The organism is Limnohabitans sp. MORI2, assembly GCF_027925025.1.
Taxonomy (GTDB): Bacteria; Pseudomonadota; Gammaproteobacteria; order Burkholderiales; family Burkholderiaceae_C; genus Limnohabitans.
Window position 1 is genome coordinate 1,498,223 of record NZ_AP027058.1, and the last position, 22,813, is coordinate 1,521,035.

The following is a 22,813-nucleotide window of genomic DNA, read 5'->3' on the forward strand; positions in this document are numbered from 1 at the left end:
CAGGTGACCCCATGACCGACAAAACAAATGCCATTGCACTGATCACCAAAACACAAAGCCTCATCGCCGCAGGCGACATCACAGGCGCAGAAGCGGCACTGGTCGAACTGGCCGATGCCGAAGGCGACCAAGCGCTGATGGTGGTGCTAGAGCAGCTGCCCCCCAAAGACATCTTGGCCGTGATTCGCGAGTACGACACCTCCAAAGAATCGGTCATCAACCTGCTGGTCACGCCCGAGCAATTTGCGCGTGCCGTGGTGATTGAAAAACAATACAAAGACCTCACACGAACCCACTTGCGCGGCATGATGAACTCCATCATCTTCCGCGAGGATGCCGACCCCATTGAGTTCCTCACCGCGATTGGTGATTTGGAAGGTGGCGCTGAAGCGCTGGCCGATTACTTCAGCGAAAAGTGGAGCCGCATCGAAGCCTTCGCCCGCACCGGCACGTTTGACACCATGGAAGACGACGGTGACATGCTGTCTGAAAGCGCCCTGCTCGGCTCAGCCTATGTGAAGCCCCGCGTCGAAGAAGACGAAGTGGCCGACCAAGACTGGATGCAACTCGCGTGGATCTTGCGCCACAAAATTCCAGACCTCTTCATCGAAATGCTCTTGGTGCTGCGCGCCAAAGCACGCGCCTTTGATGCGGGCCTCTCTGACGAAGAAGAGGAAGAAGACGATGGCAAGGTCGAGACCAGCGCCACCGACCGCGGCCAAGCCACACCCGCTGCGCGTGACTCTGACGAAGAATCCGCGATCTAAGCTGACTAGCCACCATGACGCAATCCATCGCCATCTTTGATGACCGCCCTTTCTTCGAAAAAGCGCTTGCCTACGGCGTGCAACATGGCATCTTGGACGCTGCAAAGTTAGAAGCCATTCAAACCGATGCGCCCAAAGGCATGGTGCAAATTGCGCGCTACTTTGGCAGCGAGTTTTTGCGCCCCGAGCTTGAAAAAGCCAAAGACCGCATCGTCAATTTGGTCAGCCTCACGCTTGAAATTCAAAGCGGTGGCGACTTACGCAAAGCCGCTGAGCACTTGCGCGAGCACTCGTTCATGTCGCGCTCGAAGGCTGCATCAGACATGCTCAAAGCCCTCATCGTCATGCCGCAAAACACGCACTTTGGCATGAACGAGCATGGCGGCTTCAGCGACAAACACATCCCACACTTGGCCAAGTGGTCGCTCTGTAATTTGGCTGACTACCAAGCTGAGCTGGCCAAGCGCCAACAAGTGGCGCACGTCATCGACGCCGCCATTTGGATGGCCGATCAACTGGGCTTGCACGCCGATGATTTAGAAGAAGCGGGCTGCGATGCCGAGGCCGTCATTCGTACGGCATTGCTGGCAGCTGCAACCAAACACAAAGAAATGCCAGACTGGGTGGCCTTCCAAAAAATCATCGCCACCCTGCGCAAACCCAGTGCCACCAAAGCCATCAACTTGACTGCGCCTAAAAACCTGCCTGCCGAATTCAAAGCTGCCGTCGAACAAGTGCGACAAAGCGTTGAGGCTGACTTGCCCAAAATCTTGGATGCCAAACTCACACCGCAAAAGTTGTTCAACCAAACGCCTGCTTTTGTAGGCCGCTACTTTTGGGTGGAAGACGGCTTGTCTGAGGTGGACCACTTTGACCGCCAAACTTCTGCCGCATGGTCCAAAGCCACGGGTGGCCACAGCGACGACAGCTCATTGCTCACCCTCTTCTTGTGCATTGCCACGGGCAGCACGGGCAAAACATTGCTGAGCGAAAAAACCGCTGCCACGCTGGTTCGCAAAATCCGCAAATCCGGCGTGCAGCCCGAACTGGCCACCGCGTTCATCCAAGCCAATGCACCGGCTGAACATCAAGACGATTACATCGATATGTGGGAGACCTTCATCGATGAATCACTCGACACGCTGGCCAGTGACCACGACTACAAACTGCATGATGCACTGGCGCTGCTGCGCCGCGAGTGCAACGTCGCTGAATAAGCTGTGCCTCACGCTGTTTCTCGTTTACGCGCAGCCCGCCTCACCCGCAGCGTCAAACCCTTTCTAGCCCGAGGCGGCCCTAAAGGTGAACGCTGCAGCGGCTGCCGCTTGGTCCCCTCGCACTGCATCTGTGCTCTGAGACCCGACGTGCCCACACGCGCAGGCATGTGTTTGCTCATGGCCGACATCGAGCCACTCAAACCCAGCAACACCGGCTGGTTAATTGCCGATGTGGTAGCTGACACCTTTGCCTTTGGATGGGCGCGTACCGAAGTTGCCCCTGCACTGTTGGCGTTGCTGAACAATCCGCAATGGCAACCCTATGTGGTGTTCCCTGCTGAGTTTGCCGATGACACACGCGTTGTGCATGAGCTAACGCACAACGACAACAAGCGCCCCTTATTTATCTTGTTAGACGGCACGTGGGACGAATCCCGCAAGATGTTTCGCAAAAGCCCCTATCTGCAAAACTTCCCAGTGCTCAGCCTGCACCCCGAACAACTCTCACGCTACAAACTGCGTCGTGCTCAAAGCGAAGCGCACCTGTGCACCGCCGAAGTGGGTGCGATGTGCTTGGCGCTGGCCGAGGACACGCAAGCCGCCGAAGCCCTCAACGCCTACTTTGAAGTGTTCACCGAGCACTACCTCAAAGCCAAGCAACAACTGCCCGTCGATTTGGCAGATGACGTGCATCTGCGATTGCAGGCAGCCACCCACGCCGCGTGAACGACAATCAAGACTATGGCTATTCAATGGTTCCCCGGACACATGCACCTCACGCGCAAGGCGATTGGGGAGCGCATCAAAGAGATTGACGTTGTCATCGAAATGCTCGACGCCCGTTTGCCGGGTTCTAGCGCCAACCCGATGCTGGCCGAGCTGATCAAAAGCAAGCCCGCGCTCAAGATTTTGAGCAAGCAAGATTTGGCAGACCCAGCCCGCACCGCCTTGTGGCTGGCCCACTACAACGCCATGCCCGGTGTGCGTGCCATTGGCTTAGACACCAGCATGACGTCCCCCGCCAAAGCGCTGATTGATGCTTGCCAACAACTCGCCCCCAACCGTGGCGGCATGGTCAAACCCATGCGCGTGCTCATTTGCGGCATTCCCAACGTGGGCAAGTCCACCCTCATCAACACACTCAAAGGCAAACGCGCGGCCAAGACGGGTGACGAAGCTGGCGTGACCAAAACCGAGCAACGCATTGCCTTGGCCGATGACTTTTATTTGTACGATACCCCCGGCGTGCTCTGGCCACGCATCATCGTCGAGCAAAGCGGCTTCAACCTCGCGGCCAGCGGCGCGATTGGCGTGAACGCGTTTGACGAAGAAACCGTCGCGCTTGAGCTGCTCAACTACCTCATTCCCCACTACCCCAACGAACTCAAACAGCGCTACTCCATCGACGACGTGGCCAGCCACACCGATGAAGAAATGTTGGAGGCCATTGGCCGCAAACGCGGCGCGGTGCAAAGCGGTGGGCGTATTAACCTCACCAAAGCCGCGCACATCGTCATTCACGATTTCCGCTCAGCCGCATTGGGCCGTGTCACGCTAGAAACGCCAGAAGAATTTGCAGCTTGGTTAGCCGAAGGCAAACAAGCCGATGCCGAACGCGCTGTGCGTAAAGAAGCAATTGAGAAAAACAAGAAAACGGCGTTCAAATCTAAGAAGCGTTGAGATCAGTCACACATGACACAACGCCGCGACACCCCCGACAAAGAAGCCATCGCCCTGCTTCCAGAGTTTCCTCGTTTGGGGCTTGACCGCATCACCTTGGTCAACACCGGCCAACAAGCGCAGCAGGCTCACGATGCGTTGATTGCCTCACAAGCTTGGGGCTTTGACACTGAATCGAAGCCCACCTTTCGCGTGGGCGAAGCATCTGATGGCCCGCATGTGTTGCAACTCGCCACGGGCGAACGCGCTTGGGTGTTTCAGCTGCACGACCCCGAGTGCCGCGCTGTCGCTGCCGACTTGTTAGCGCGCGAAGGCATTGCCAAAGCAGGCTTTGGTTTGGGCGACGACCGCAAACGCATCATCCAAAAATTTGGTGTGGAGCCTGCGGGCATTTTGGAACTGAACACCATTTTCAAAGCCCAGGGCTATCGCAAAGAAATGGGCGTCAAAGGCGCAGTGGCTGTGCTGTTCAACCAGCGTTTTCAAAAGTCAAAAAAGGCCGGCACCAGCAATTGGGCCAATTTGCGCTTGAGCGCATCGCAGCTGGTTTACGCCGCCAACGATGCGTATGCCGCCTATCGCGTGTGGGAAGCTTTGAAGCTTTAAAACCTTTATCAACACGGTGTCTCGTGTGTGTCTGCACGCAGGACACATCCCTCCTAAGATGTTTTAAATTGGTCCAAGACAAACCATTCATCTCAGGAGAACACTTTGCGCATCGCTACTTTCAAGCTCAACGGTCAACGCCACGTCGGCCAAGTTTCTGCAGACGGCAAACACGTCACCGCGTTTGCGCTCACCGAAGACCAAGCCCATCACGGCGCGCAGCCCATCATCGATGCACTCGCCGCTGGACATGCGCTGCCTGAGCTGGCAGGCACACCACACGACATCACACACGTGCACCTCGAAGCGCCCTTGCCTATTCCGCGCCGCAACGTGTGGTGCGTGGGCCGCAATTACCACGCACACGCCAAAGAGCTGCAAGCCTCAGTCTTCAAAGACAGCAACACAGACACCAAAGCATGGCCCATCGTCTTCACCAAAGTGCCCGAGTGCGTGGTCGGCCCAACTGACGATGTGCACCTGCCAGGTGCAGCCATCTCCGAACAAATTGACTACGAAGCTGAATTGGCCGTGGTGATTGGCAAGGGCGGCAAGAACATCACCCAGGCTGACGCCATGAGCCATGTGTTTGGCTACACCGTGGTCAACGACGTGACCGCACGCGATGTGCAAATGCGCCACCAACAATGGGACATGGGCAAGTCGTTTGACACCTTCTGCCCCATGGGTCCGTGGATCGTTACGGCTGACGAAGTCGATGGCCGCAACACCCGCGTGCGCTGCTGGGTGAATGGCGAGCTACGCCAAGACGGCCCCACAGAGAACATGATTTTCGACATCCCCACCTTGATCGAAACCATCTCACGCGGCATCACGCTCTACCCTGGTGACGTCATTGCCACGGGTACACCAGCCGGTGTGGGCATGGGCCTCAACCCTCCCCGCTACATCGCCAAAGGTGATGTGATCCGCGTCGAGATTGACGGCGTGGGCAGCATCGAAAACCGCTTCGTTTAAAACTAAAAAAGCAGGCAAGCATGCACTTGACCTGCTAGCGAACAACCGAAGGAGACAAGACATGGAACGACGTCAACTGATTCGCGCCGGACTCAGCGCTGCCATGGCTGTTGCATTCAGCTTCAGCGCTTTCGCACAGAGCTATCCCACGAAACCCATCACCATGGTCGTGCCCTTCCCGCCGGGCGGTGTGGCTGACACGGTGGGCCGACCTGTGGCTGAAGCCATGTCGCGCTACTTGAAGCAACCCATCGTGGTGGAAAACAAAGGTGGCGCAGGTGGTGGCATTGGCATGGCGCAAGTGGCCAAGTCCAAGGGCGATGGCTACACCGTGCTCATGTCGCTGTCCTCACTCGTGGTGCTGCCTGAAGCAGACAAAATTTTGCAGCGTGCCCCGCTGTATCAGGTGAACCAACTCAAGCCCATTGCACGCTTCACCGCTGACCCCACCGTGCTGGTGGTGCGCGCTGACAGCCCTTGGAAAACTTATGCCGAATTCATTGCGTACGCCAAGGCCAATCCAGGAAAAATTTCGTTTGGTTCGTCTGGTAACTACGGCACCATGCATGTGCCGATGGAGCAGCTCAAGTCGGCCACGTCTACTTTCATGCTGCATGTGCCCTACACCGGGGCTGCCCCTGCAGTGTTGTCGTTGCTCGGTGGGCAAATCGACGCTGTCTCCACGGGGCCTGCCAGCGTGAAGCAACAAATTGCTTCCGGCAAGCTGCGTGCCTTGGCGCATTGGGGTGAAGGCCGCTTGGCCAGCATGCCCGAAGTGCCTAGCTTCAAAGAGTTGGGCGTGCCCATTCAATACTCGCAGTGGTCGGGCATGTTTGTGCCTGCCGACACGCCTGCCGCCGTGATCGACAGCTTGCGCCAAGCCGCCAAGTTTGCCGCGCAAGACCCACGGGCCGTGGCTGCACTCACAGCCTCTGGCACCTCGTTCATGTACCAAGATGCCGCTGACTTTGAGCGCTTCGTGCAAGCCGATGCCAAAGAAATGACAGCCCTCGTGACACGCATTGGCAAAGTTGACTAAACCTTCCACATCACGGAGACATCACATGATTCAACTGCCACGTTCGCTCAAACTCATCGCCGTTGCTTTGGCGCTTGGCTGTGGCCTTGCTCACGCGCAAAGCTACCCCAACCGTCCCGTGAAAATCGTCGTGCCATTTGCTGCAGGCGGTCCTGCTGACAACTACGCCCGCTTCATGGCGCAACGCTTGAGCGATGAGCTCAAGCAACCCTTTGTGATTGACAACAAGCCTGGCGCTGGCTCCATCATCGGCACAGACTTCGCAGCCAAGTCACCCGCTGACGGCTACACCTTGTTGATGATGTCGAACGCTCACACCGTCAACGAGTCGCTCATCCCCAACAAGCCCTTTGGTTTGATGAAAGACTTTGTGGGCATTGCGCCCGTGAACTACTCCAACTTGCTGCTGGTGGTTCACCCCTCTGTGCCAGTGAAAAACGTGGCCGAACTCGTGGCCTTGGCCAAGTCCAAACCGGGCAAGCTCAACTACGCCTCGTCTGGCAACGGCACGCCGTACCACATGGCGGGCGAGCTGTTCAAACACATGGCCGGCATCAACATGACGCACATCCCCTACAAGGGCAGCTCGGGTGCTCGCACCGACATCGTGGGCGGCCAAGTCGATGTGATGTTTGACGCCGAAACCACCATGGCTGAATTTGCGCGTAACGGCCAAGTGCGCATGCTGGGCGCCACAGGCGCTGCACGCTCTACCAACTTGCCTGATGTCCCCACCGTGGCTGAAACCGTGCCCAAATACGAAGCCACCATTTGGTTAGGCATCATGGCCCCCAAAGGCACGCCCGCTGACATCGTGAACAAGCTCAACGCTGAGATGCGCAAGATCGTCAACAACCCAGACGTCAAAGCTGCTTGGGCCAAACAAGGCGCTGTGCCCATGTCGATGACCGTGGCTGAGTTTGACCAATACCTCAATGCCGACATTGCCAAGTGGGCAAATATCGTCAAAGTGTCGGGCGCAAAAGCCGACTGACCACCACACACAGAAAGAACACCATGCATGTATTGAGTGGCGGCGCAGCCGCAGCCGTGGTCAAAGCGGTACAAGCCGAATATGAAAAAAGCACAGGCGACACCGTGCACGGCACCTTCAGCGCGGTGGGCCAAATGCGCGACCAACTCGTGGGCGGTACGCCTTGCGATGTGGTCATCCTCACCAAACCACTCATTGAGCAACTCGTTGCCTCGGGGCATGTGGTGGCGGGTAGCGCGCGCTCGTTAGGCAAGGTGAAAACAGGTGTGGCGGTGCGCACAGGCACAAAACACCCTCAGGTCAAAACACGCGAACAACTGCACGCTGCCATGAGCGCCGCACAAGGCATTTACTTTCCAGACCCCGACAAAGCCACCGCCGGTATTCACTTCATGAACGTGCTTAAAGCATTGGGCTTGGATGAAACCATGCGCAGCAAATTTCGCGTCTTCCCCAACGGCGCAACCGCCATGGGCGAAATGGTCAAGAGCACCGAGAGCGGTTTGATTGGCTGCACCCAAGTCACCGAAATCAACTACACCCAAGGCGTGGACTTGGTCGATGTATTGCCCGCTGAGTTTGAGCTGAGTACCGACTACACCTTGGGCATTTGCACCCACGCGAAAAACCCAGCGCATGCTGAGCTGTTGGCCGATTTGCTAACGGGCGCTGCTTCTGCAGCGGTGCGCCAACAAGGTGGGTTTGAGTTTTAAACCAACTCTAAAATTGGGGCATGTCTGCCCCTACAAACCCAAGCGCCGCCACACAATCTGACACCTCCAGCTCAGTGCTGGAATTTGCCAACTGCCAGTGGCGCGTGCGCAGGCCCAAGCCTTTTGTGTTGGTGATTGAAGGAGAAGTAGGCCAAGAAACTCCTAACGACTACCTGCACGACAAACTTCTGCAACCCGAATGGCGCGAAGCTTTTTACAAACTGGTAGATGCTACGGGCCTGGTGGCGTGCCTAAACGTCCACACCCAGCACCCCACCTACCGCGATGTGCGCGGGCGCTCTAGCAAGGGGCGGCTGAGCCAAGGCGAGTACTACCACCACGACGGCTGCACGGGCCCCGTCAAGCCGCGCTTTGTGGAAATTCGCTGCCCCATCCAGCCGCAAACACGCGGCGTGGCCACGGCCATTGCGCCGCACCGCGATGTGGTCAAAGCCATGGTGCAAGTGCTGCCTGCCGAGCTGGCCGCCACATCCGCGCTGGCCACACAAGACATGAGCCCCGAAGCCTTGGAGCAAATGGACTACGCCGCGCTCGACCACCTGCAAGGCCTCATCACCCGTACCGTGCGCAAGAAGCTCAACGCCGAAGGCGCACGCAGCTACTTCCGCCAAGTCGATGCCGCCGCCAACGCCTACTTTGAACCTTGGGCCTTGGGCGAAAGCCGCTTGATTGCCAACGCCAACAGCGGCATCACCATGCAACACCGCCGCGCCTACCAAGCCCCACACACCGGCGGCGTGGCCAATGGCCACTTGGTCAAGCGCTGGACCAATGAAGAGCTGCTGCTACCCGGCCAAGTGGCAGACCTTGCCTTGATTACTGCGCTGTGCAGCGAAGAAGGTGATGAGGCGGATGGGGAGCGGGCTGAGGGGTGTTACCTCGGAGCGCATTGATCTTGTCAAAGAAAAATCGCGCAGTAATGAGTCCTTAAAGACACTGGTATCTGAACTGCCCTTGAACCAACGCCCATTGTTTCAAACATCAGAAAACACAAGTAATAGCTCTGCAACCACCATAACCTCATCGCCCAATTCAGAAGTAATAACAATTGGCTGATAGCCTGCATCACTAGAGTCTGGACTCAAAGTAATTCGGTTGTTCACATACTCCTCGTCTGAATTGAACTGCTTCTCGCTGTGATAAACCTTGACTGTAAAGCGCGCACCTGTGTCAGGGCAATCAATACTGTGGTGCTGAACAACGACTACCTTTCCGTTTCGAGTACCGCCAGGATTAGCACGAAATAGGCACCACGCACCGTTTGGAATTCGGCGGTTCATGGATTCCCCAAGAACTTGGGCAACAAAAAGGCCAGGTTGGAAACTTAGCCAATCTGGTGGGGACACCCATGCCAAAGCTCCATCGTCCAAGTTTTGGACCGAACTAAAGTTACCAGCTGCAAACTTCAAATCCAGCACCGGAATAGCATTAACACCTGCCATACGTTCAGGATCGCTCACGGTTTGCAATGGCAAATATGGCAAATCAGCGGGTACCGTTGTCCCTGGTAGTGGTTGATCTACAAGATTAGGAGACGCCGAATTTGAATGTTTGGCTGAAACCATAAGTCGACTCCGCAAATGAGAGGCCAACGCAGGATCGGTACAGTAGACAAAACAGCCCTTCATTCCGCGAGTCATAAGCGTGCGGTATGTATTCTTAATAATCCGATCAGCTAATTCTTTAGCATCCTGAGGCGCAGACTTTGCAAGGGACTTCAAACCTTTAACCGACTGATCTGATCGGGCTCGTTGGCTTACATCCGTAACGACATTGCCATCTGCAAAGCGTAAATCCTGCCCAATGATCACCCCAACATAGTCCAGCTCTAGGCCTTGACAGGTGTGAATACACCCCACCTCAGCTACTGAACTGGGAGCCATGATCCACAAACTTCCATCCTTGCTCAAATTCCAACGGCGTTTGTAATCGAACTCGGGCATCACAATATCCCAAGCTTCGGGAGTCTTCTTGCTAGGCCAAGTCCAGCAGTAACCCGCAACAACACGTGATCGATTGTTCCCAGCATTCTTTTGCTCAATCAAGCGATGCAACTCTGCTGGACTATCGAGCACGCGCAGGTCGTACTCTGAAGTATCAAGCAAGGGGTTAGCTGTAGATCGAATGTCCAGTACGTCATCTAGCCAAGCTAAGTAGCCATCTGATCCTCTACACCGGAACTGAGACGCTAGTGAGAGCTGAGTAACCTCTGCATCCAAGAGTTGCGCCCATTGTTGTAAGACCTCGCTATGGCCGACGTCATTCACCGTCACTACTTGATCATCATCGACAAAGAAAATACTGCAGCGAGCTGCCTGCATGAGCTCTTTGACTTGATGTTCACCTTGGTTGCGATAGAGTCCACTTTTTTCATTCAGGCGATGGGCCTCGTCCACGATCAATACATCGTGGCTATCCTCCTCCGCCGTCATAAAGCTACCAGACCCCTTAAAGAGATTATTGAACCGTGTCTTGTTCATGGTGCCAGCAAGCCGTGCGGCATAGACTGCACGAGGGGCGGCATTCTTAGAGACATAGCTAACGTGCATCTGGCTCTGCAGCAAGCTACCCATTAAATTTAGAGCTACCACGGACTTTCCAGTACCAGGGCCACCCCGAACTATCACGACCTGCTTGCGATGCTCAGCACGTTTTGCAATATTCAGACAAGTTTCGTAAACAACCTTTTGATCATCCAACAATACAAACTCAGGCTTACCTTGCAGCAAAGCTCCAACGGCATCAGCCAATACTTTCGAAGGCTTGATACGACCATTTTCAATAGCGTAAAGAGTGTGACGTTTATCGCCATAGCGCACATGTTCGCGGATAAAGCTTTGAAGCTTGGCCTTTTCTTGAGCTAAGAACAAAGGCGCTCGCTTCACATGTGCAGAATAGTTCGGATGATCAATTTGCCCATCACGGGGGTAGTTGTGCAAGTACGCACAAGGCTGCAAACCAATCGAACCTTCTTGAACAGCCGTATTGAAGTCCTCTAAATAAGCTGCATAAGACCAAGCTTGGTAACTTGGGTGCAAACCTTCGGTTTCACCACTACGCCCCCCTCGGTATGCCCAAACTAAGCCATCCTTATCGCTCACTCGTGCTGTTGACCATTGCTTCAACTCTACGATCACAACTTTAGGCTGGCGAAGCGCATCTAATCCAGTGATTAAAAAGTCAATCCGCTTGGCACTCTGTGGCAACTGGTACTCAATAGCGACACCGATGTCATCTGGAATCTCCTCATCATGAAGCACCTTAGCCATTTCCATTAATGAGTACTTCCATGCCGCCATCTGAGGCTGCGCGGCGCCTTGACCTGAAACATTGCGCATTTGCTGCAGCAATACCTGCTCAATATCGTCGTGCAAGGCGTGATGCAAAAACTCGCGCTTGTCTGATTGGTAAATAATCACAAACTATGCTCGATTAAGGTTTACAACGCGTCGTGTTTAGTGCTTCGCCCTTTGGCCTTCTCAACTGGGTAGCGTTGCTCGTTACGAGTGACCTTTTCATGAGCAGCTTTAGGTAGGTCAACCTGCAACGCATTGGCGAGTTGCACTAGATACAACAGCACATCTGCCATTTCATCTGTAACCGCAGCCAATTGCTCAGAACTCAATGAACGGCTTTGTGCTTCCGTCAACCATTGAAATGGCTCCAACAGTTCTCCAGCCTCTACGACTAAGGCTGACGCTAGATTTTTTGGAGAATGGAATTGCGCCCAATCTCGCTCTTGGGCAAAGTCAGCCAATCGCTTCGAGAGTGCCAATAAAGTATCTGGATGCATAAGATAAAGTACAAATTCAGCTTGAAATTTATTAAGATTTTCTCATCAATAGTGAAGACACGGATTTAACGTAGTTTGCGGCGATAAAACCACATATTCACCGCAAAATATGCATTGAATATCTTGCACATGAGGCGCATTCACCGCATAATCACCGCATGAATAGCGGCGATAAACTTTATATCTGGCAGCAAGACACTTGGCCCAAGTGGACTTACGCGCACACGCGCTTGGCCCCACTACTGGCGCAAGTGCACCACGCACAAGGCCTGCTGCTGGGCCGCATGCACGACATTGGCCTAGAGCAACGCAACCAAGCCACTCTGCGCGTACTAACCGAAGACGTGATCAAGACCAGCGAGATCGAGGGCGAAATGCTCAACCCCGAGTCGGTGCGCTCGTCCATCGCCCGCCGCTTAGGCGTGGACATTGGCGCACTGGCCCCCACCGACCGCCATGTGGATGGCGTGGTGGACATGGTGCTAGACGCCACTCAGCAGCACGACCAAGCACTGACAGTGCAGCGCCTGTGCGGCTGGCACGCCGCCCTCTTCCCTACTGGCTATAGCGGCATGACGCCCATCCGCGTGGGTGCGTGGCGCAACGACGCACAAGGCCCCATGCAAGTGGTGTCTGGCCCGCCGTACCGCCCACGCGTGCATTACCAAGCCCCGCCTGCGAATACGCTAGATGCTGAAATGGCTTTGTTCCTAGATTGGTTCAACACCGCCAGCCAAGACGACCCGCTGATCAAAGCCGGGCTGGCCCACTTGTGGTTTGTAACGGTGCACCCGATGGACGACGGCAATGGCCGCATGGGCCGCGCCGTGGGCGACTTGGCATTGGCCCGCGCCGAAGGCACAGCACAGCGCTACTACAGCCTGTCGGCGCAAATCCAGCGCGAGCGCAAAGACTATTACAACCAACTCGAACGCACCCAAAAAGGCACGCTGGACGTGACCGATTGGCTAGAGTGGTTTTTGGGTTGCTTGCTGCGCGCCGTGCAAGGCGCACAAGGCACGCTGTCTGCCGTGCTGAGCAAAGCCAACTTCTGGCGGCAATGGGCCGACACACCCATGAACGAGCGACAAATCAAACTGCTCAACAAACTGCTAGATGGCTTTGACGGCAAGCTCACCACCAGCAAGTGGGCAGCGATTGCCAAATGCTCGCAAGACACTGCTCTGCGCGACATCACCGAGCTGCTAGAGCGCGGTGTGTTGATGCGGTCTGAGGCGAGTGGGCGGAGTACGAGTTATGAAATTCGATCAATGCCGGTTGATGCATTTGGCAGCATCAAGCAAGGTTTGAATGAGGCTATTGCTCACGCAAAAAATCAATAACCACTGAGCTGGCAGAACGTAAAGAAGCCGCCAACCCTTTCAGGTTGGCGGCTTCTTTGTTTGCAGCGCGAAGCGTTTACTTCTTGCTAGGCGGCAAGTCCGTGCAGCTACCGTGCGCCACTTCTGCCGCCATGCCGATGCTTTCGCCCAGCGTGGGGTGTGGGTGGATGGTCTTGCCAATGTCGATGGCGTCTGCGCCCATCTCGATGGCCAAGGCCACTTCGCCAATCATGTCGCCCGCGTGCGTGCCCACCATGCCGCCGCCGAGGATCTTGCCGTGGCCGTGGGCCTCGGGTGAATCGTCAAACAGCAGTTTGGTCACGCCTTCGTCGCGGCCATTGGCAATGGCGCGGCCCGAGGCGGTCCAAGGGAACAAGCCCTTTTTCACCTTGATGCCTTGCGCTTTGGCTTGGTCTTCGGTCAAGCCCACCCAGGCCACTTCGGGGTCGGTGTAGGCCACGCTTGGGATGACGCGTGCGTTGAACGCCGCAGCGGCCAAGTCTTTGTCGCCCTTCAACTCTCCTGCAATCACCTCAGCCGCCACGTGTGCTTCGTGCACCGCTTTGTGCGCCAACATGGGCTGGCCCACGATGTCGCCAATAGCGAAGATGTGCGGCACGTTGGTGCGCATTTGAATGTCAACGTTGATGAAGCCGCGGTCGGTCACGGCCACGCCTGCTTTGTCGGCAGCAATTTTGTTGCCATTGGGCGTGCGGCCCACGGCTTGCAACACGAGGTCGTAAGTGCCTTCGCTCTTCGTGCCGTCCAACCCTTCAAACTGCACCTTGATGCCTTCGGGTGTGGCTTGCGCGCCCACCGTTTTGGTCTTGAGCATGATGTTGTCAAAACGGCCTTGGTTCATCTTTTGCCAGATCTTGACCAAGTCGCGGTCCGCACCTTGCATGAGGCCGTCCATCATTTCCACCACATCCAAGCGTGCGCCCAGTGTGCTGTACACGGTGCCCATTTCTAGGCCGATGATGCCACCGCCGACGATGAGCATTTTCTTGGGCACTTCTTTGAGGGCCAATGCACCGGTGCTGTCGACCACGCGTGGGTCTTTGGGCATGAAAGGCAAATGCACCGCTTGCGAACCCGCGGCGATGATGGCGCGTTTGAACGCCACCACTTTTTTGCTGGCCGTTTTCTCTTGGCCTGTGCCTGTGGTTTCTTGCACTTCAATGTGGTTTGCGCCCACAAAGTTGCCGTAGCCACGCACGATGCTCACCTTGCGCATCTTGGCCATCGCGCCCAAGCCGCCGGTGAGTTTGCCAATCACCTTTTCTTTGTGGCCGCGCAGCTTGTCGATGTTGACCACTGGCTTGCCAAAGTCCACACCGAGGTCGCCCAAGTGCGCCACCTCGTCCATCACCGCTGCCACGTGCAGCAAAGCTTTGGATGGGATGCAACCCACGTTCAAACACACACCGCCCAAGGTGGGGTAACGCTCGACCACCACCACGCTCAAGCCGAGGTCGGCCGCACGGAAGGCGGCGGAGTAACCACCGGGGCCACCGCCCAACACCATCACATCGCATTCGATGTCGGCGCTGCCACCGAACGACGAAGCTGTGGGTGCAGGCGCAGCCGCCACGGGGGCAGCAGGCGAAGCAGCGGGGGCAGGTGCGGGCGCGGGTGCTGCAGCAGGTGCAGGAGCCGAAGATGCACCCTCACCGTCTAACACCAACACCACAGAGCCTTCGCTCACTTTGTCGCCCAGCTTGACCTTGAGCTCTTTCACCACGCCCGCGTGTGAGGATGGAATTTCCATCGACGCTTTGTCGGACTCCACGGTGATGAGCGATTGCTCAGCCTTGACGGTGTCACCCACTTTGACGAGCAACTCAATCACGGCCACTTCGTCGAAGTCGCCGATGTCTGGAACTTTGATATCAATCAGTGCCATATCAAATCCTTAGAGAAGAACGCGACGGAAGTCGCTGAGGATTTGACCGAGGTACGCATTGAAGCGTGCCGCTGCTGCGCCGTCGATGACGCGGTGGTCCCACGTCAAGCTCAGAGGCAACATCAAACGTGGCTGGAAGGCCTTGCCGTCCCACACGGGTTCCATGGTGCTCTTACACACACCGAGGATGGCCACTTCGGGCGCGTTGATGATGGGCGTGAAGTACTTGCCACCAATGCCGCCGAGGCTAGAGATGGTGAAGGTTGCGCCGGTCATTTCCGCGGGGCCGAGTTTGCCGTCACGTGCTTTCTTGGCCAGCTCTGACATTTCTTGGCTGATTTGCAGCACGCCTTTTTTGTCGCAATCACGGATGACGGGCACCATCAAACCATTGGGCGTGTCAGCGGCAAAGCCGATGTGCCAGTAGTTTTTGTAGACCAGTGCATCGCCATCGAGCGAGCTGTTGAACTCTGGGTATTTCTTGAGCGCGGCCACGCAAGCCTTGATCAAGAACGCCAGCATCGTGACTTTGACGCCCGACTTTTCGTTCTCTTTGTTGGTCGACACACGGAAGGCTTCCAACTCAGTGATGTCAGCATCGTCATGGTTGGTGACGGCTGGAATCATGATGGCGTTGCGCAACAAATTAGCGCCGCTGATCTTTTTGATGCGGCCCATTTCTTTGCGCTCGATGGGGCCGAATTTGGCGAAGTCAACCTTCGGCCATGGGATGAGACCCAACGCTGCACCATCGCCACCAGCAGAGCCACCTTTGGCAGCTTGCGCCTTGGTTTGTGTCGCGCCAGACATGACAGATTTGGTGAACGCTTGCACGTCACTTTGTGTGATGCGGCCTTTGTGGCCTGTGCCTTTGAGCTCTTCCAACGGCACACCGAGTTCGCGTGCGAACTTGCGTACTGAAGGTGATGCATGTGGCAGGCCCAAGGTCGTACCACCAGGTGCGTGCGCAGGCGCTGCCACGGCAGCCACCGCAGCAGCAACGGCTGTGGGTGCAGCGACAGCCGCAGGTGCAGCGGCGACCACAGCAGAAGCGGCAGCGGCCACAGGCGCAGCAGCGGCAGACACCGTGCCTTCGAGAATGGCCAACAAGTCACCAATGTTGACCTTGTCGCCCACTTTGACCTTGAGCTCTTTCAACACACCCGCGTGTGACGATGGAATTTCCATCGAGGCTTTGTCAGACTCCACGGTGATGAGCGATTGCTCGACCTTGATGCTGTCGCCAGGCTTCACAAACACTTCGATGACCGCGACGTCTTTGAAGTCGCCAATGTCTGGCACGTGAATTTCAATGGGGCCCGATGCTGATGGCGCTGCGGCCACGAGGGCAGCGGCTGCAATTGGGGCTGGTGCAGCGGCTACAGGAGCAGCTGCTGCAGGTGCGGCTGCTGAAGCTGCGGCAGCACCAGCGGCTTCCACCACCAACACCACTGAGCCTTCTTTGACCTTGTCGCCCAAAGCCACCTTGAGCTCTTTGACCACACCGGCTGTGCTCGATGGAATTTCCATCGAGGCTTTGTCTGATTCGACGGTGATGAGGGACTGTTCCGCTTTCACGGTGTCGCCTACTTTGACCAGCAGCTCGATGACTGCGACTTCGTCGAAATCCCCGATGTCCGGGACTTTTACTTCTACCAATGCCATGTTGTGTCTCCCGATTTGTTATGCGTACAGCGGGTTGATCTTGTCGGTTTTGATGCCGTACTTTTTGATGGCTTCAGCCACTTGTGTTACTGGCACAGTGCCTTCTTCGCTGAGGGCTTTGAGGGCTGCGACCACGATGTAGTGGCGGTTGACTTCAAAGTGCTCGCGCAGCTTGCTGCGGAAGTCGGAACGACCGAAGCCGTCTGTGCCCAACACTTTGTAGGTGCGGCCTTTGGGGATGAACGGACGAATCTGTTCGGCGTAGGCTTTCATGTAGTCGGTCGAGGCGACCACGGGGCCAACGTAGGGGTCCAACTGTTGCGCCACGAAAGGCACCTTCGGTGTCTCGGTGGGGTGCAACAAGTTGTAGCGCTCAGCGTCTTGGCCGTCACGTGTGAGTTCGTTGAAGCTTGGGCAGCTCCACACGTTGGCAGCGACGCCCCAATCGGCGGCGAGCAAATCGCGTGCGGCCATGGATTCGCGCAAGATGGTGCCCGAGCCCAACAAGTTCACGCGTGGTGCGTTCTTCTTGCCTTCGCCTTGTTGCAGCAAGTACATGCCTTTGATGATTTGCTCTTCGGTGCCGGCTTTGAGGCCGGGCATGGCGTAGTTTTCGTTCAACAAGGTCAAGTAGTAGAAGACGTTGTCTTGCTTCTCGACCATGCGCTTCAAACCGTGGTGCAAGATGACGCCAACTTCGTGTGCGAAGGTGGGGTCATACGACACGCAGTTCGGGATGGTGTTGGCCATGATGTGGCTGTGACCGTCTTCGTGCTGCAAGCCTTCGCCGTTCAGAGTGGTACGGCCCGATGTGCCGCCCAACAAGAAGCCGCGTGCTTGCATGTCGCCAGCGGCCCATGCCAAGTCGCCAATCCGTTGGAAACCAAACATCGAGTAGTACACGTAGAACGGAACCATGATGCGGTTGCTGGTGGAGTAGCTAGTAGCCGCTGCAATCCAGCTCGACATACCGCCGGCTTCGTTGATGCCCTCTTGCAAGATTTGGCCAGCCACGTCTTCTTTGTAGTACATCACTTGGTCTTTATCGACCGGTGTGTATTGCTGACCCGCTGGGTTGTAAATACCGATTTGACGGAACAAACCTTCCATACCGAAGGTACGGGCCTCGTCCACAAGGATAGGCACCACGCGTGGGCCCAAAGCTTGGTCACGCAAGAGCTGCGTGAGGAAGCGCACATACGCTTGTGTGGTGGAGATTTCACGGCCTTTGGCGGTGGGCTCCATCACCGACTTGAAGATGTCGAGCGATGGCACGGTGAAGCTTTCATCCGCTTTTGTACGACGGTGTGGCAAGTAGCCGCCCAAGGCCTTGCGGCGCTCGTGCAGGTAACGCATTTCGGGCGTGTCATCTGCAGGCTTGTAGAAAGGAATCTTCGACAGCTCGCTGTCTGGGATTGGAATGTTGAAGCGGTCACGCATGTACTTGATGTCTTCATCCGTGAGCTTCTTGGTTTGGTGCACGTTGTTCTTGCCCTCGCCTGCTTTGCCCATGCCAAAACCTTTGACGGTCTTGATGAGCAACACGGTGGGTTGGCCTTTGGTGTTGACCGCTTCGTGGTAAGCCGCGTACACCTTCTGTGGGTCGTGACCGCCGCGCTTCAAAGCCCAAATTTCGTCGTCGCTCATGTGGGCAACCATCTCGAGCGTGCGTGGGTCACGGCCGAAGAAGTGCTTGCGCACATAAGCACCGTCGTTGGCTTTGAACGCTTGGTAGTCGCCATCCAAGGTGTCCATCATCAACTTGCGCAACGCACCGTCTTTGTCGCGGGCCAAGAGCTTGTCCCACTCACTGCCCCACAAGAGTTTGATGACGTTCCAGCCTGAGCCACGGAATTCACCTTCGAGTTCTTGCACGATCTTGCCGTTGCCGCGCACAGGGCCGTCCAAACGTTGCAAGTTGCAGTTGACCACGAAGATCAAGTTGTCGAGTTTTTCGCGAGCGGCCAAACCGATCGCACCCAAGGATTCAACTTCATCCATCTCACCGTCGCCGCAGAACACCCACACCTTGCGGTTTTCGGTGTTGGCGATGCCACGTGCGTGCAAGTACTTCAAGAAGCGCGCTTGGTAAATGGCCATCAATGGGCCAAGACCCATCGACACTGTGGGGAACTGCCAGAACTCAGGCATGAGTTTGGGGTGTGGGTAGCTGGACAAACCTTTGCCATCTACTTCTTGACGGAAGTTGAGCAATTGCTCTTCGGTCAAGCGGCCTTCAAGGTAAGCACGGGCGTAAACGCCGGGAGACACGTGACCTTGGATGTACAAACAATCGCCACCGTGGTTTTCGTTTTCAGCATGCCAGAAGTGGTTAAAGCCCGCACCAAACATGTGGGCCAATGAAGCGAATGAACCGATGTGACCGCCGAGGTCGCCCCCGTCTTCGGGGTTGTGGCGGTTGGCTTTGACCACCATCGCCATCGCGTTCCAGCGCATGTAAGCGCGCAGGCGTTCTTCAATTTCGATGTTGCCGGGGCAATGGGCTTCTTGATCGGGTTCGATCGTGTTGACGTAACCCGTGGTGGCAGAGAACGGCATGTCGATGCTGCTCTCGCGTGCATGTTCGAGCAGTTGCTCTAACAAGAAGTGCGCGCGCTCAGGCCCTTCTGCATTGATGACGGCGGACAACGCGTCCATCCATTCACGCGTTTCTTGGCTGTCCACGTCGGTGCGCAGATCGTTCGGTTGTGCTGACATGCTTGTCTCCTCTTGTTGCACTGTTTTGACTCGAATGTACGGAGTTTCGCACAAATTTTAAAAATTTCAAATAGCGGACATTGATTTCTTATTATGAAATTCAATAATTACTCAGTGTCCGCGTTTACCCTCGCGCATAAACTCAGAGGACATGCAAAAAACATCGACCCTCCCGTTTCTTCAAGCACTGATAGGCCATTGGCGCACCTGGTGGCGCAAACAAACCCCCAATCGTCAAGACCGCTTTGCATTCATGGCGCCACTGGCTGCCGTGGTGCTGTTCATGGCCGCTATCACCACCGCGTTTTGGTACCTGCGCTATGAGGAAATCATGAGAGAGCAAGAGGTGGTCCGCCGCGATGTGGAGTACGCCCAACAACGTTTGCGTTTGCGCTTGCTAGATAAACAAGAGCAAATCATGCGCATGGCGCGTGACATTGCCAACAGGGAAACCGATAGCAGAGCCTTCGCAACCGACGCACAAAGTCTGTTAAATCAAAGTCCTGAATTGGCAAGCTTGACGTGGGTCGATGCGCGTCAACGCGTGCACGCCAGTTACGCCAGTGCAAGCAACAACTCAACCATGAGTTTTGTAACGGGGGCACTGGTTGCCCATCACGAAACGCTCACCACTCTTCAGCTTGCCCGTGATTTGCAGCAACCTGTTTACTCACAACCCATTCTTGAGAAACGAACAAGTACAGCGCCATACACGCACTTGCAGTTGCACGTCCCCATCTTGAACCATGGCAAATTTGAAGGCGTCTTGCTGGCTGAGTACACCTTAGATGGCATGTTGCGCTTTGCAGTACCCAACGAAATTGCCAGCCGCTACGCTGTATCGCTACGCGATGTGAACAACACCGTGTTGGCAGGACAAGCCAACAAAGCACGTCCCAAAGTGACCGAGGTCCTGCCGTGGTTGTTTCAAACCAACGAATATGAAGTGCCCATCACACCCGTGGGCTATGCACTCTCACTCCACGCACAGGCCTACCGCACCTCACAGGGTTTGATTGGCAACGGCGTGTTTTGGTTGGTGGCTGTGCTCAGCGCCATGACCGCATGGATGTTGATTGGCACCTGGCGACACACCCGCCGCCGAGTGCAAGCACAACAAGCCTTGGTGGCCGAAACCAACTTTCGCCGCGCGATGGAAAACTCCATCCTCACCGGCATGCGCGCCATGGACCTCAAAGGCCGCATCACCTATGTGAATGCCGCGTTTTGCCAAATGACGGGCTGGACCGAAGAAGAATTGGTAGGTCGAGTGCCCCCCTTCCCCTACTGGCCAGATGAAGACCGCGAAACCTTAGAGCAAAAGCTCAACCAAGAACTGCAAGGCGAAACCACCAGCAGCGGTTTTCAAGTGCGCGTCAAGCGTAAAAACGGCGAAGTGTTTGATGCGCGCTTGTATGTTTCTCCCTTGGTTGATGCACGCGGGCAACAAACCGGCTGGATGACGTCGATGACCGACATCACCGAGCCCAACCGTGTGCGCGAACAACTTTCAGCCGCACATGACCGGTTCACCACGGTGTTAGAGGGCTTGGATGCATCTGTGTCAGTGGCCCCCTTGGGCAGCAAAGAATTGTTGTTTGCCAACAAGCTCTATCGCCAATGGTTCGCCAACACAACGCAGGGTCACTTAAGCTTGGTCACACAGGCAGGCCAGCCACGCAACGTCAGCACTTCAGAAGCCGCGGACGACGACGGAATTGACCAAGACGATGGGCTGATGGGACTGCCCACCGAAGGCATCACCGAGACCAAAGCAGAAAACGCAGAAATTTTTGTACCTGAACTAGGCAAATGGCTAGAGGTGCGCTCGCGTTACCTCAACTGGGTGGATGGGCGCTTGGCCCAAATGGTGATTGCCTCAGACATCACCCCACGACGCAACGCCGAAGAGCAGGCACAAGTGCAAGCCGAGCGTGCGCAATCGGCTAGCCGACTCATCACCATGGGTGAAATGGCGTCCAGCGTGGCGCATGAGTTGAACCAACCCCTCACGGCCATCAACAACTATTGCAGCGGCATGATGTCGCGCATCAAATCCAACAACTTGAACGAAGAAGAGTTGCTCAAGGCCTTGGAGAAAACCGCACACCAAGCGCAGCGCGCAGGACAAATCATTCATCGCATTCGCAGCTTTGTGAAACGCAGCGAACCGAATCGAACCGCCTCCGATGTCTCCCTGATGGTGGCGGAAGCCGTGGAATTGGCGGGTATCGAAATGCGCCGGCGACAGGTCAGACTCACCCAGGTGGTAGCGGCACGCTTGCCTTCCATTAACGTTGACCCCATCTTGATTGAACAAGTCTTGGTGAATTTGATGCGCAACGCGGCCGAATCGATTGACCTCGCCCAACGCCCACTCACGCGCCGCGATGTAGAGCTAAAGGTATTACCGCGCAGCGAAGAAGGTCAACCTGTGATCGAATTTTCAGTCACCGACACCGGTCGAGGCCTCCCCCCAGAGGTGATGGAGCATTTGTTTGAAGCGTTCTTTTCGACAAAATCCGAGGGCATGGGCATTGGCCTGAATTTGTGCCGATCCATCGTCGAGTCGCACCAAGGCCGGATGAAGGCCGAGAACCTCTACAATGCTGAGGAAATAACGGGTTGCCGGTTTTCCTTTTGGCTACCGGTCCGATAGGTTGGAGTTCTTTGATGAGTTTGATTCCCAAAAAAGGTACGGTCTACGTGGTAGACGACGACGAGGCCGTCCGTGATTCCTTGCAATGGTTGCTCGAAGGCAAGGACTACCGCGTTCGCTGTTTCGATTCTGCTGAAACCTTCCTCAGCAGATACGACCCACGTGAAGTAGCGTGCTTGATCGTGGACATCCGCATGGGTGGCATGACCGGCCTCGAATTGCAAGACCGTTTGGTCGAACGCAAGTCGCCACTGCCTATCGTGTTCATCACTGGTCACGGCGATGTGCCCATGGCCGTGGACACCATGAAAAAAGGCGCCATGGATTTCATCCAAAAGCCTTTTGACGAAACTGCCTTGGTCAATTTGGTCGAACGCATGCTGGCGCAAGCCAACACCTCGTTTGCCGAATACCAGCAGGCTGCTAGCCGCGACGCATTGATGTCCAAACTCACCACGCGTGAGTCCCAAGTGCTTGAACGCATCGTGGCAGGTCGCTTGAATAAACAAATTGCAGACGACTTGGGTATCAGCATCAAAACTGTAGAAGCGCACCGAGCCAACATCATGGAAAAGCTCAACGCCAATACGGTCGCCGACTTGCTTAAAACAGCCCTCGGACAAAACGCGGCAAAAGCTTAAAACCCTGCGGTTCGACCCTCATAAAACGCCCGTACATCACGGGCGTTTTCAATTCAACTTTTGAAAATTGCAT

General features: G+C 55.8%; 18 protein-coding genes. 13 read left to right on the plus strand and 5 right to left on the minus strand.

The features are described 5' to 3' along the window. Positions 1-11: 11 nt before the first annotated feature. From QMG27_RS07050 to QMG27_RS07095, 10 genes are all read left to right on the plus strand, one after another. Positions 12-767 carry a hypothetical protein gene (locus QMG27_RS07050; RefSeq protein ID WP_281810360.1) on the plus strand — a complete coding sequence of 252 codons (756 nt, stop codon included), beginning with the start codon at positions 12-14 and terminating at the stop codon, positions 765-767. A gap of 14 nt (positions 768-781) precedes the next feature. Then, complete coding sequence (locus tag QMG27_RS07055) at positions 782-1,984, plus strand: hypothetical protein (RefSeq protein ID WP_281810361.1); 1,203 nt, start codon at positions 782-784, stop codon at positions 1,982-1,984. A 3-nt stretch (positions 1,985-1,987) separates the two neighbouring features. Then, positions 1,988-2,710 (plus strand): tRNA-uridine aminocarboxypropyltransferase, encoded by a 723-nt coding sequence (locus QMG27_RS07060; protein ID WP_281810362.1) that lies wholly within the window; start codon positions 1,988-1,990, stop codon positions 2,708-2,710. Positions 2,711-2,725: 15 nt separating this feature from the next. Continuing rightward, positions 2,726-3,664 (plus strand): ribosome biogenesis GTPase YlqF, encoded by a 939-nt coding sequence (gene ylqF / locus QMG27_RS07065; RefSeq protein WP_281810363.1) that lies wholly within the window; start codon positions 2,726-2,728, stop codon positions 3,662-3,664. Positions 3,665-3,676: 12 nt separating this feature from the next. Beyond that, a complete protein-coding gene (locus tag QMG27_RS07070; protein WP_281810364.1) occupies positions 3,677-4,270 on the plus strand; it encodes a 3'-5' exonuclease in 594 nt (197 codons plus the stop codon). Positions 4,271-4,375: 105 nt separating this feature from the next. Beyond that, complete coding sequence (locus QMG27_RS07075; RefSeq protein ID WP_281810365.1) at positions 4,376-5,248, plus strand: fumarylacetoacetate hydrolase family protein; 873 nt, start codon at positions 4,376-4,378, stop codon at positions 5,246-5,248. Between the two features lie 61 nt (positions 5,249-5,309). Beyond that, a complete protein-coding gene (locus QMG27_RS07080; protein ID WP_281810366.1) occupies positions 5,310-6,287 on the plus strand; it encodes a tripartite tricarboxylate transporter substrate binding protein in 978 nt (325 codons plus the stop codon). Between the two features lie 25 nt (positions 6,288-6,312). Continuing rightward, the gene (locus QMG27_RS07085; RefSeq protein ID WP_281810367.1) at positions 6,313-7,281 is read left to right on the plus strand and encodes a tripartite tricarboxylate transporter substrate binding protein; all 969 of its coding nucleotides are present in this window, start codon (positions 6,313-6,315) and stop codon (positions 7,279-7,281) included. Between the two features lie 23 nt (positions 7,282-7,304). Continuing rightward, entirely contained in the window at positions 7,305-7,994 is a 690-nt protein-coding gene (locus tag QMG27_RS07090; RefSeq protein WP_281810368.1) for a substrate-binding domain-containing protein, read from the plus strand. Positions 7,995-8,014: 20 nt separating this feature from the next. After that, positions 8,015-8,908, plus strand: a complete 894-nt coding sequence (locus tag QMG27_RS07095) for a hypothetical protein (RefSeq protein ID WP_281810369.1) — start codon at positions 8,015-8,017, stop codon at positions 8,906-8,908. An 81-nt stretch (positions 8,909-8,989) separates the two neighbouring features. Here QMG27_RS07095 and QMG27_RS07100 read toward each other — a convergent pair whose 3' ends face one another. Beyond that, complete coding sequence (locus QMG27_RS07100; RefSeq protein ID WP_281810370.1) at positions 8,990-11,434, minus strand: DNA/RNA helicase domain-containing protein; 2,445 nt, start codon at positions 11,432-11,434, stop codon at positions 8,990-8,992. Between the two features lie 20 nt (positions 11,435-11,454). Then, entirely contained in the window at positions 11,455-11,808 is a 354-nt protein-coding gene (locus tag QMG27_RS07105) for a nucleotide pyrophosphohydrolase (protein WP_281810371.1), read from the minus strand. Positions 11,809-11,966: 158 nt separating this feature from the next. Here QMG27_RS07105 and QMG27_RS07110 point away from each other — a divergent pair, with 158 nt between their 5' ends. After that, a complete protein-coding gene (locus QMG27_RS07110; RefSeq protein ID WP_281810372.1) occupies positions 11,967-13,151 on the plus strand; it encodes a Fic family protein in 1,185 nt (394 codons plus the stop codon). A 76-nt stretch (positions 13,152-13,227) separates the two neighbouring features. Here the strand turns inward: QMG27_RS07110 and lpdA are convergent, their stop codons facing one another. From lpdA to aceE, 3 genes are read right to left on the minus strand one after another with little or no spacing between them, the layout of a single operon-like run. Then, positions 13,228-15,057 carry a dihydrolipoyl dehydrogenase gene (gene lpdA / locus QMG27_RS07115; RefSeq protein WP_281810373.1) on the minus strand — a complete coding sequence of 610 codons (1,830 nt, stop codon included), beginning with the start codon at positions 15,055-15,057 and terminating at the stop codon, positions 13,228-13,230. Positions 15,058-15,066: 9 nt separating this feature from the next. After that, the gene (gene aceF, locus QMG27_RS07120) at positions 15,067-16,722 is read right to left on the minus strand and encodes a dihydrolipoyllysine-residue acetyltransferase (protein ID WP_281810374.1); all 1,656 of its coding nucleotides are present in this window, start codon (positions 16,720-16,722) and stop codon (positions 15,067-15,069) included. A gap of 18 nt (positions 16,723-16,740) precedes the next feature. After that, positions 16,741-19,440, minus strand: coding sequence for a pyruvate dehydrogenase (acetyl-transferring), homodimeric type (gene aceE, locus QMG27_RS07125; RefSeq protein WP_281810375.1), 2,700 nt, complete (start codon positions 19,438-19,440; stop codon positions 16,741-16,743). 151 nt (positions 19,441-19,591) lie between these two features. On the opposite strand from aceE, the gene QMG27_RS07130 reads away from it, so the two are divergent. Both QMG27_RS07130 and QMG27_RS07135 read left to right on the plus strand, forming a co-directional pair. Beyond that, the gene (locus QMG27_RS07130; protein WP_281810376.1) at positions 19,592-22,099 is read left to right on the plus strand and encodes a PAS domain S-box protein; all 2,508 of its coding nucleotides are present in this window, start codon (positions 19,592-19,594) and stop codon (positions 22,097-22,099) included. Positions 22,100-22,113: 14 nt separating this feature from the next. Next, positions 22,114-22,740 (plus strand): response regulator transcription factor, encoded by a 627-nt coding sequence (locus QMG27_RS07135; RefSeq protein WP_281810377.1) that lies wholly within the window; start codon positions 22,114-22,116, stop codon positions 22,738-22,740. Positions 22,741-22,813: the final 73 nt, after the last annotated feature.

Excerpts from the sequence above, each read along its gene's own strand:
- QMG27_RS07050 (WP_281810360.1), top strand. The coding sequence starts at position 12 with ATGACCGACAAAACAAATGCCATTGCACTGATCACCAAAACACAAAGC.
- QMG27_RS07055 (WP_281810361.1), top strand. The coding sequence starts at position 782 with ATGACGCAATCCATCGCCATCTTTGATGACCGCCCTTTCTTCGAAAAA.
- ylqF (WP_281810363.1), top strand. The coding sequence starts at position 2,726 with ATGGCTATTCAATGGTTCCCCGGACACATGCACCTCACGCGCAAGGCG.
- QMG27_RS07070 (WP_281810364.1), top strand. The coding sequence starts at position 3,677 with ATGACACAACGCCGCGACACCCCCGACAAAGAAGCCATCGCCCTGCTT.
- QMG27_RS07080 (WP_281810366.1), top strand. The coding sequence starts at position 5,310 with ATGGAACGACGTCAACTGATTCGCGCCGGACTCAGCGCTGCCATGGCT.
- QMG27_RS07085 (WP_281810367.1), top strand. The coding sequence starts at position 6,313 with ATGATTCAACTGCCACGTTCGCTCAAACTCATCGCCGTTGCTTTGGCG.
- QMG27_RS07090 (WP_281810368.1), top strand. The coding sequence starts at position 7,305 with ATGCATGTATTGAGTGGCGGCGCAGCCGCAGCCGTGGTCAAAGCGGTA.
- QMG27_RS07095 (WP_281810369.1), top strand. The coding sequence starts at position 8,015 with ATGTCTGCCCCTACAAACCCAAGCGCCGCCACACAATCTGACACCTCC.
- QMG27_RS07105 (WP_281810371.1), bottom strand. The coding sequence starts at position 11,808 with ATGCATCCAGATACTTTATTGGCACTCTCGAAGCGATTGGCTGACTTT.
- QMG27_RS07110 (WP_281810372.1), top strand. The coding sequence starts at position 11,967 with ATGAATAGCGGCGATAAACTTTATATCTGGCAGCAAGACACTTGGCCC.
- lpdA (WP_281810373.1), bottom strand. The coding sequence starts at position 15,057 with ATGGCACTGATTGATATCAAAGTTCCAGACATCGGCGACTTCGACGAA.
- aceF (WP_281810374.1), bottom strand. The coding sequence starts at position 16,722 with ATGGCATTGGTAGAAGTAAAAGTCCCGGACATCGGGGATTTCGACGAA.
- aceE (WP_281810375.1), bottom strand. The coding sequence starts at position 19,440 with ATGTCAGCACAACCGAACGATCTGCGCACCGACGTGGACAGCCAAGAA.
- QMG27_RS07130 (WP_281810376.1), top strand. The coding sequence starts at position 19,592 with ATGCAAAAAACATCGACCCTCCCGTTTCTTCAAGCACTGATAGGCCAT.
- QMG27_RS07135 (WP_281810377.1), top strand. The coding sequence starts at position 22,114 with ATGAGTTTGATTCCCAAAAAAGGTACGGTCTACGTGGTAGACGACGAC.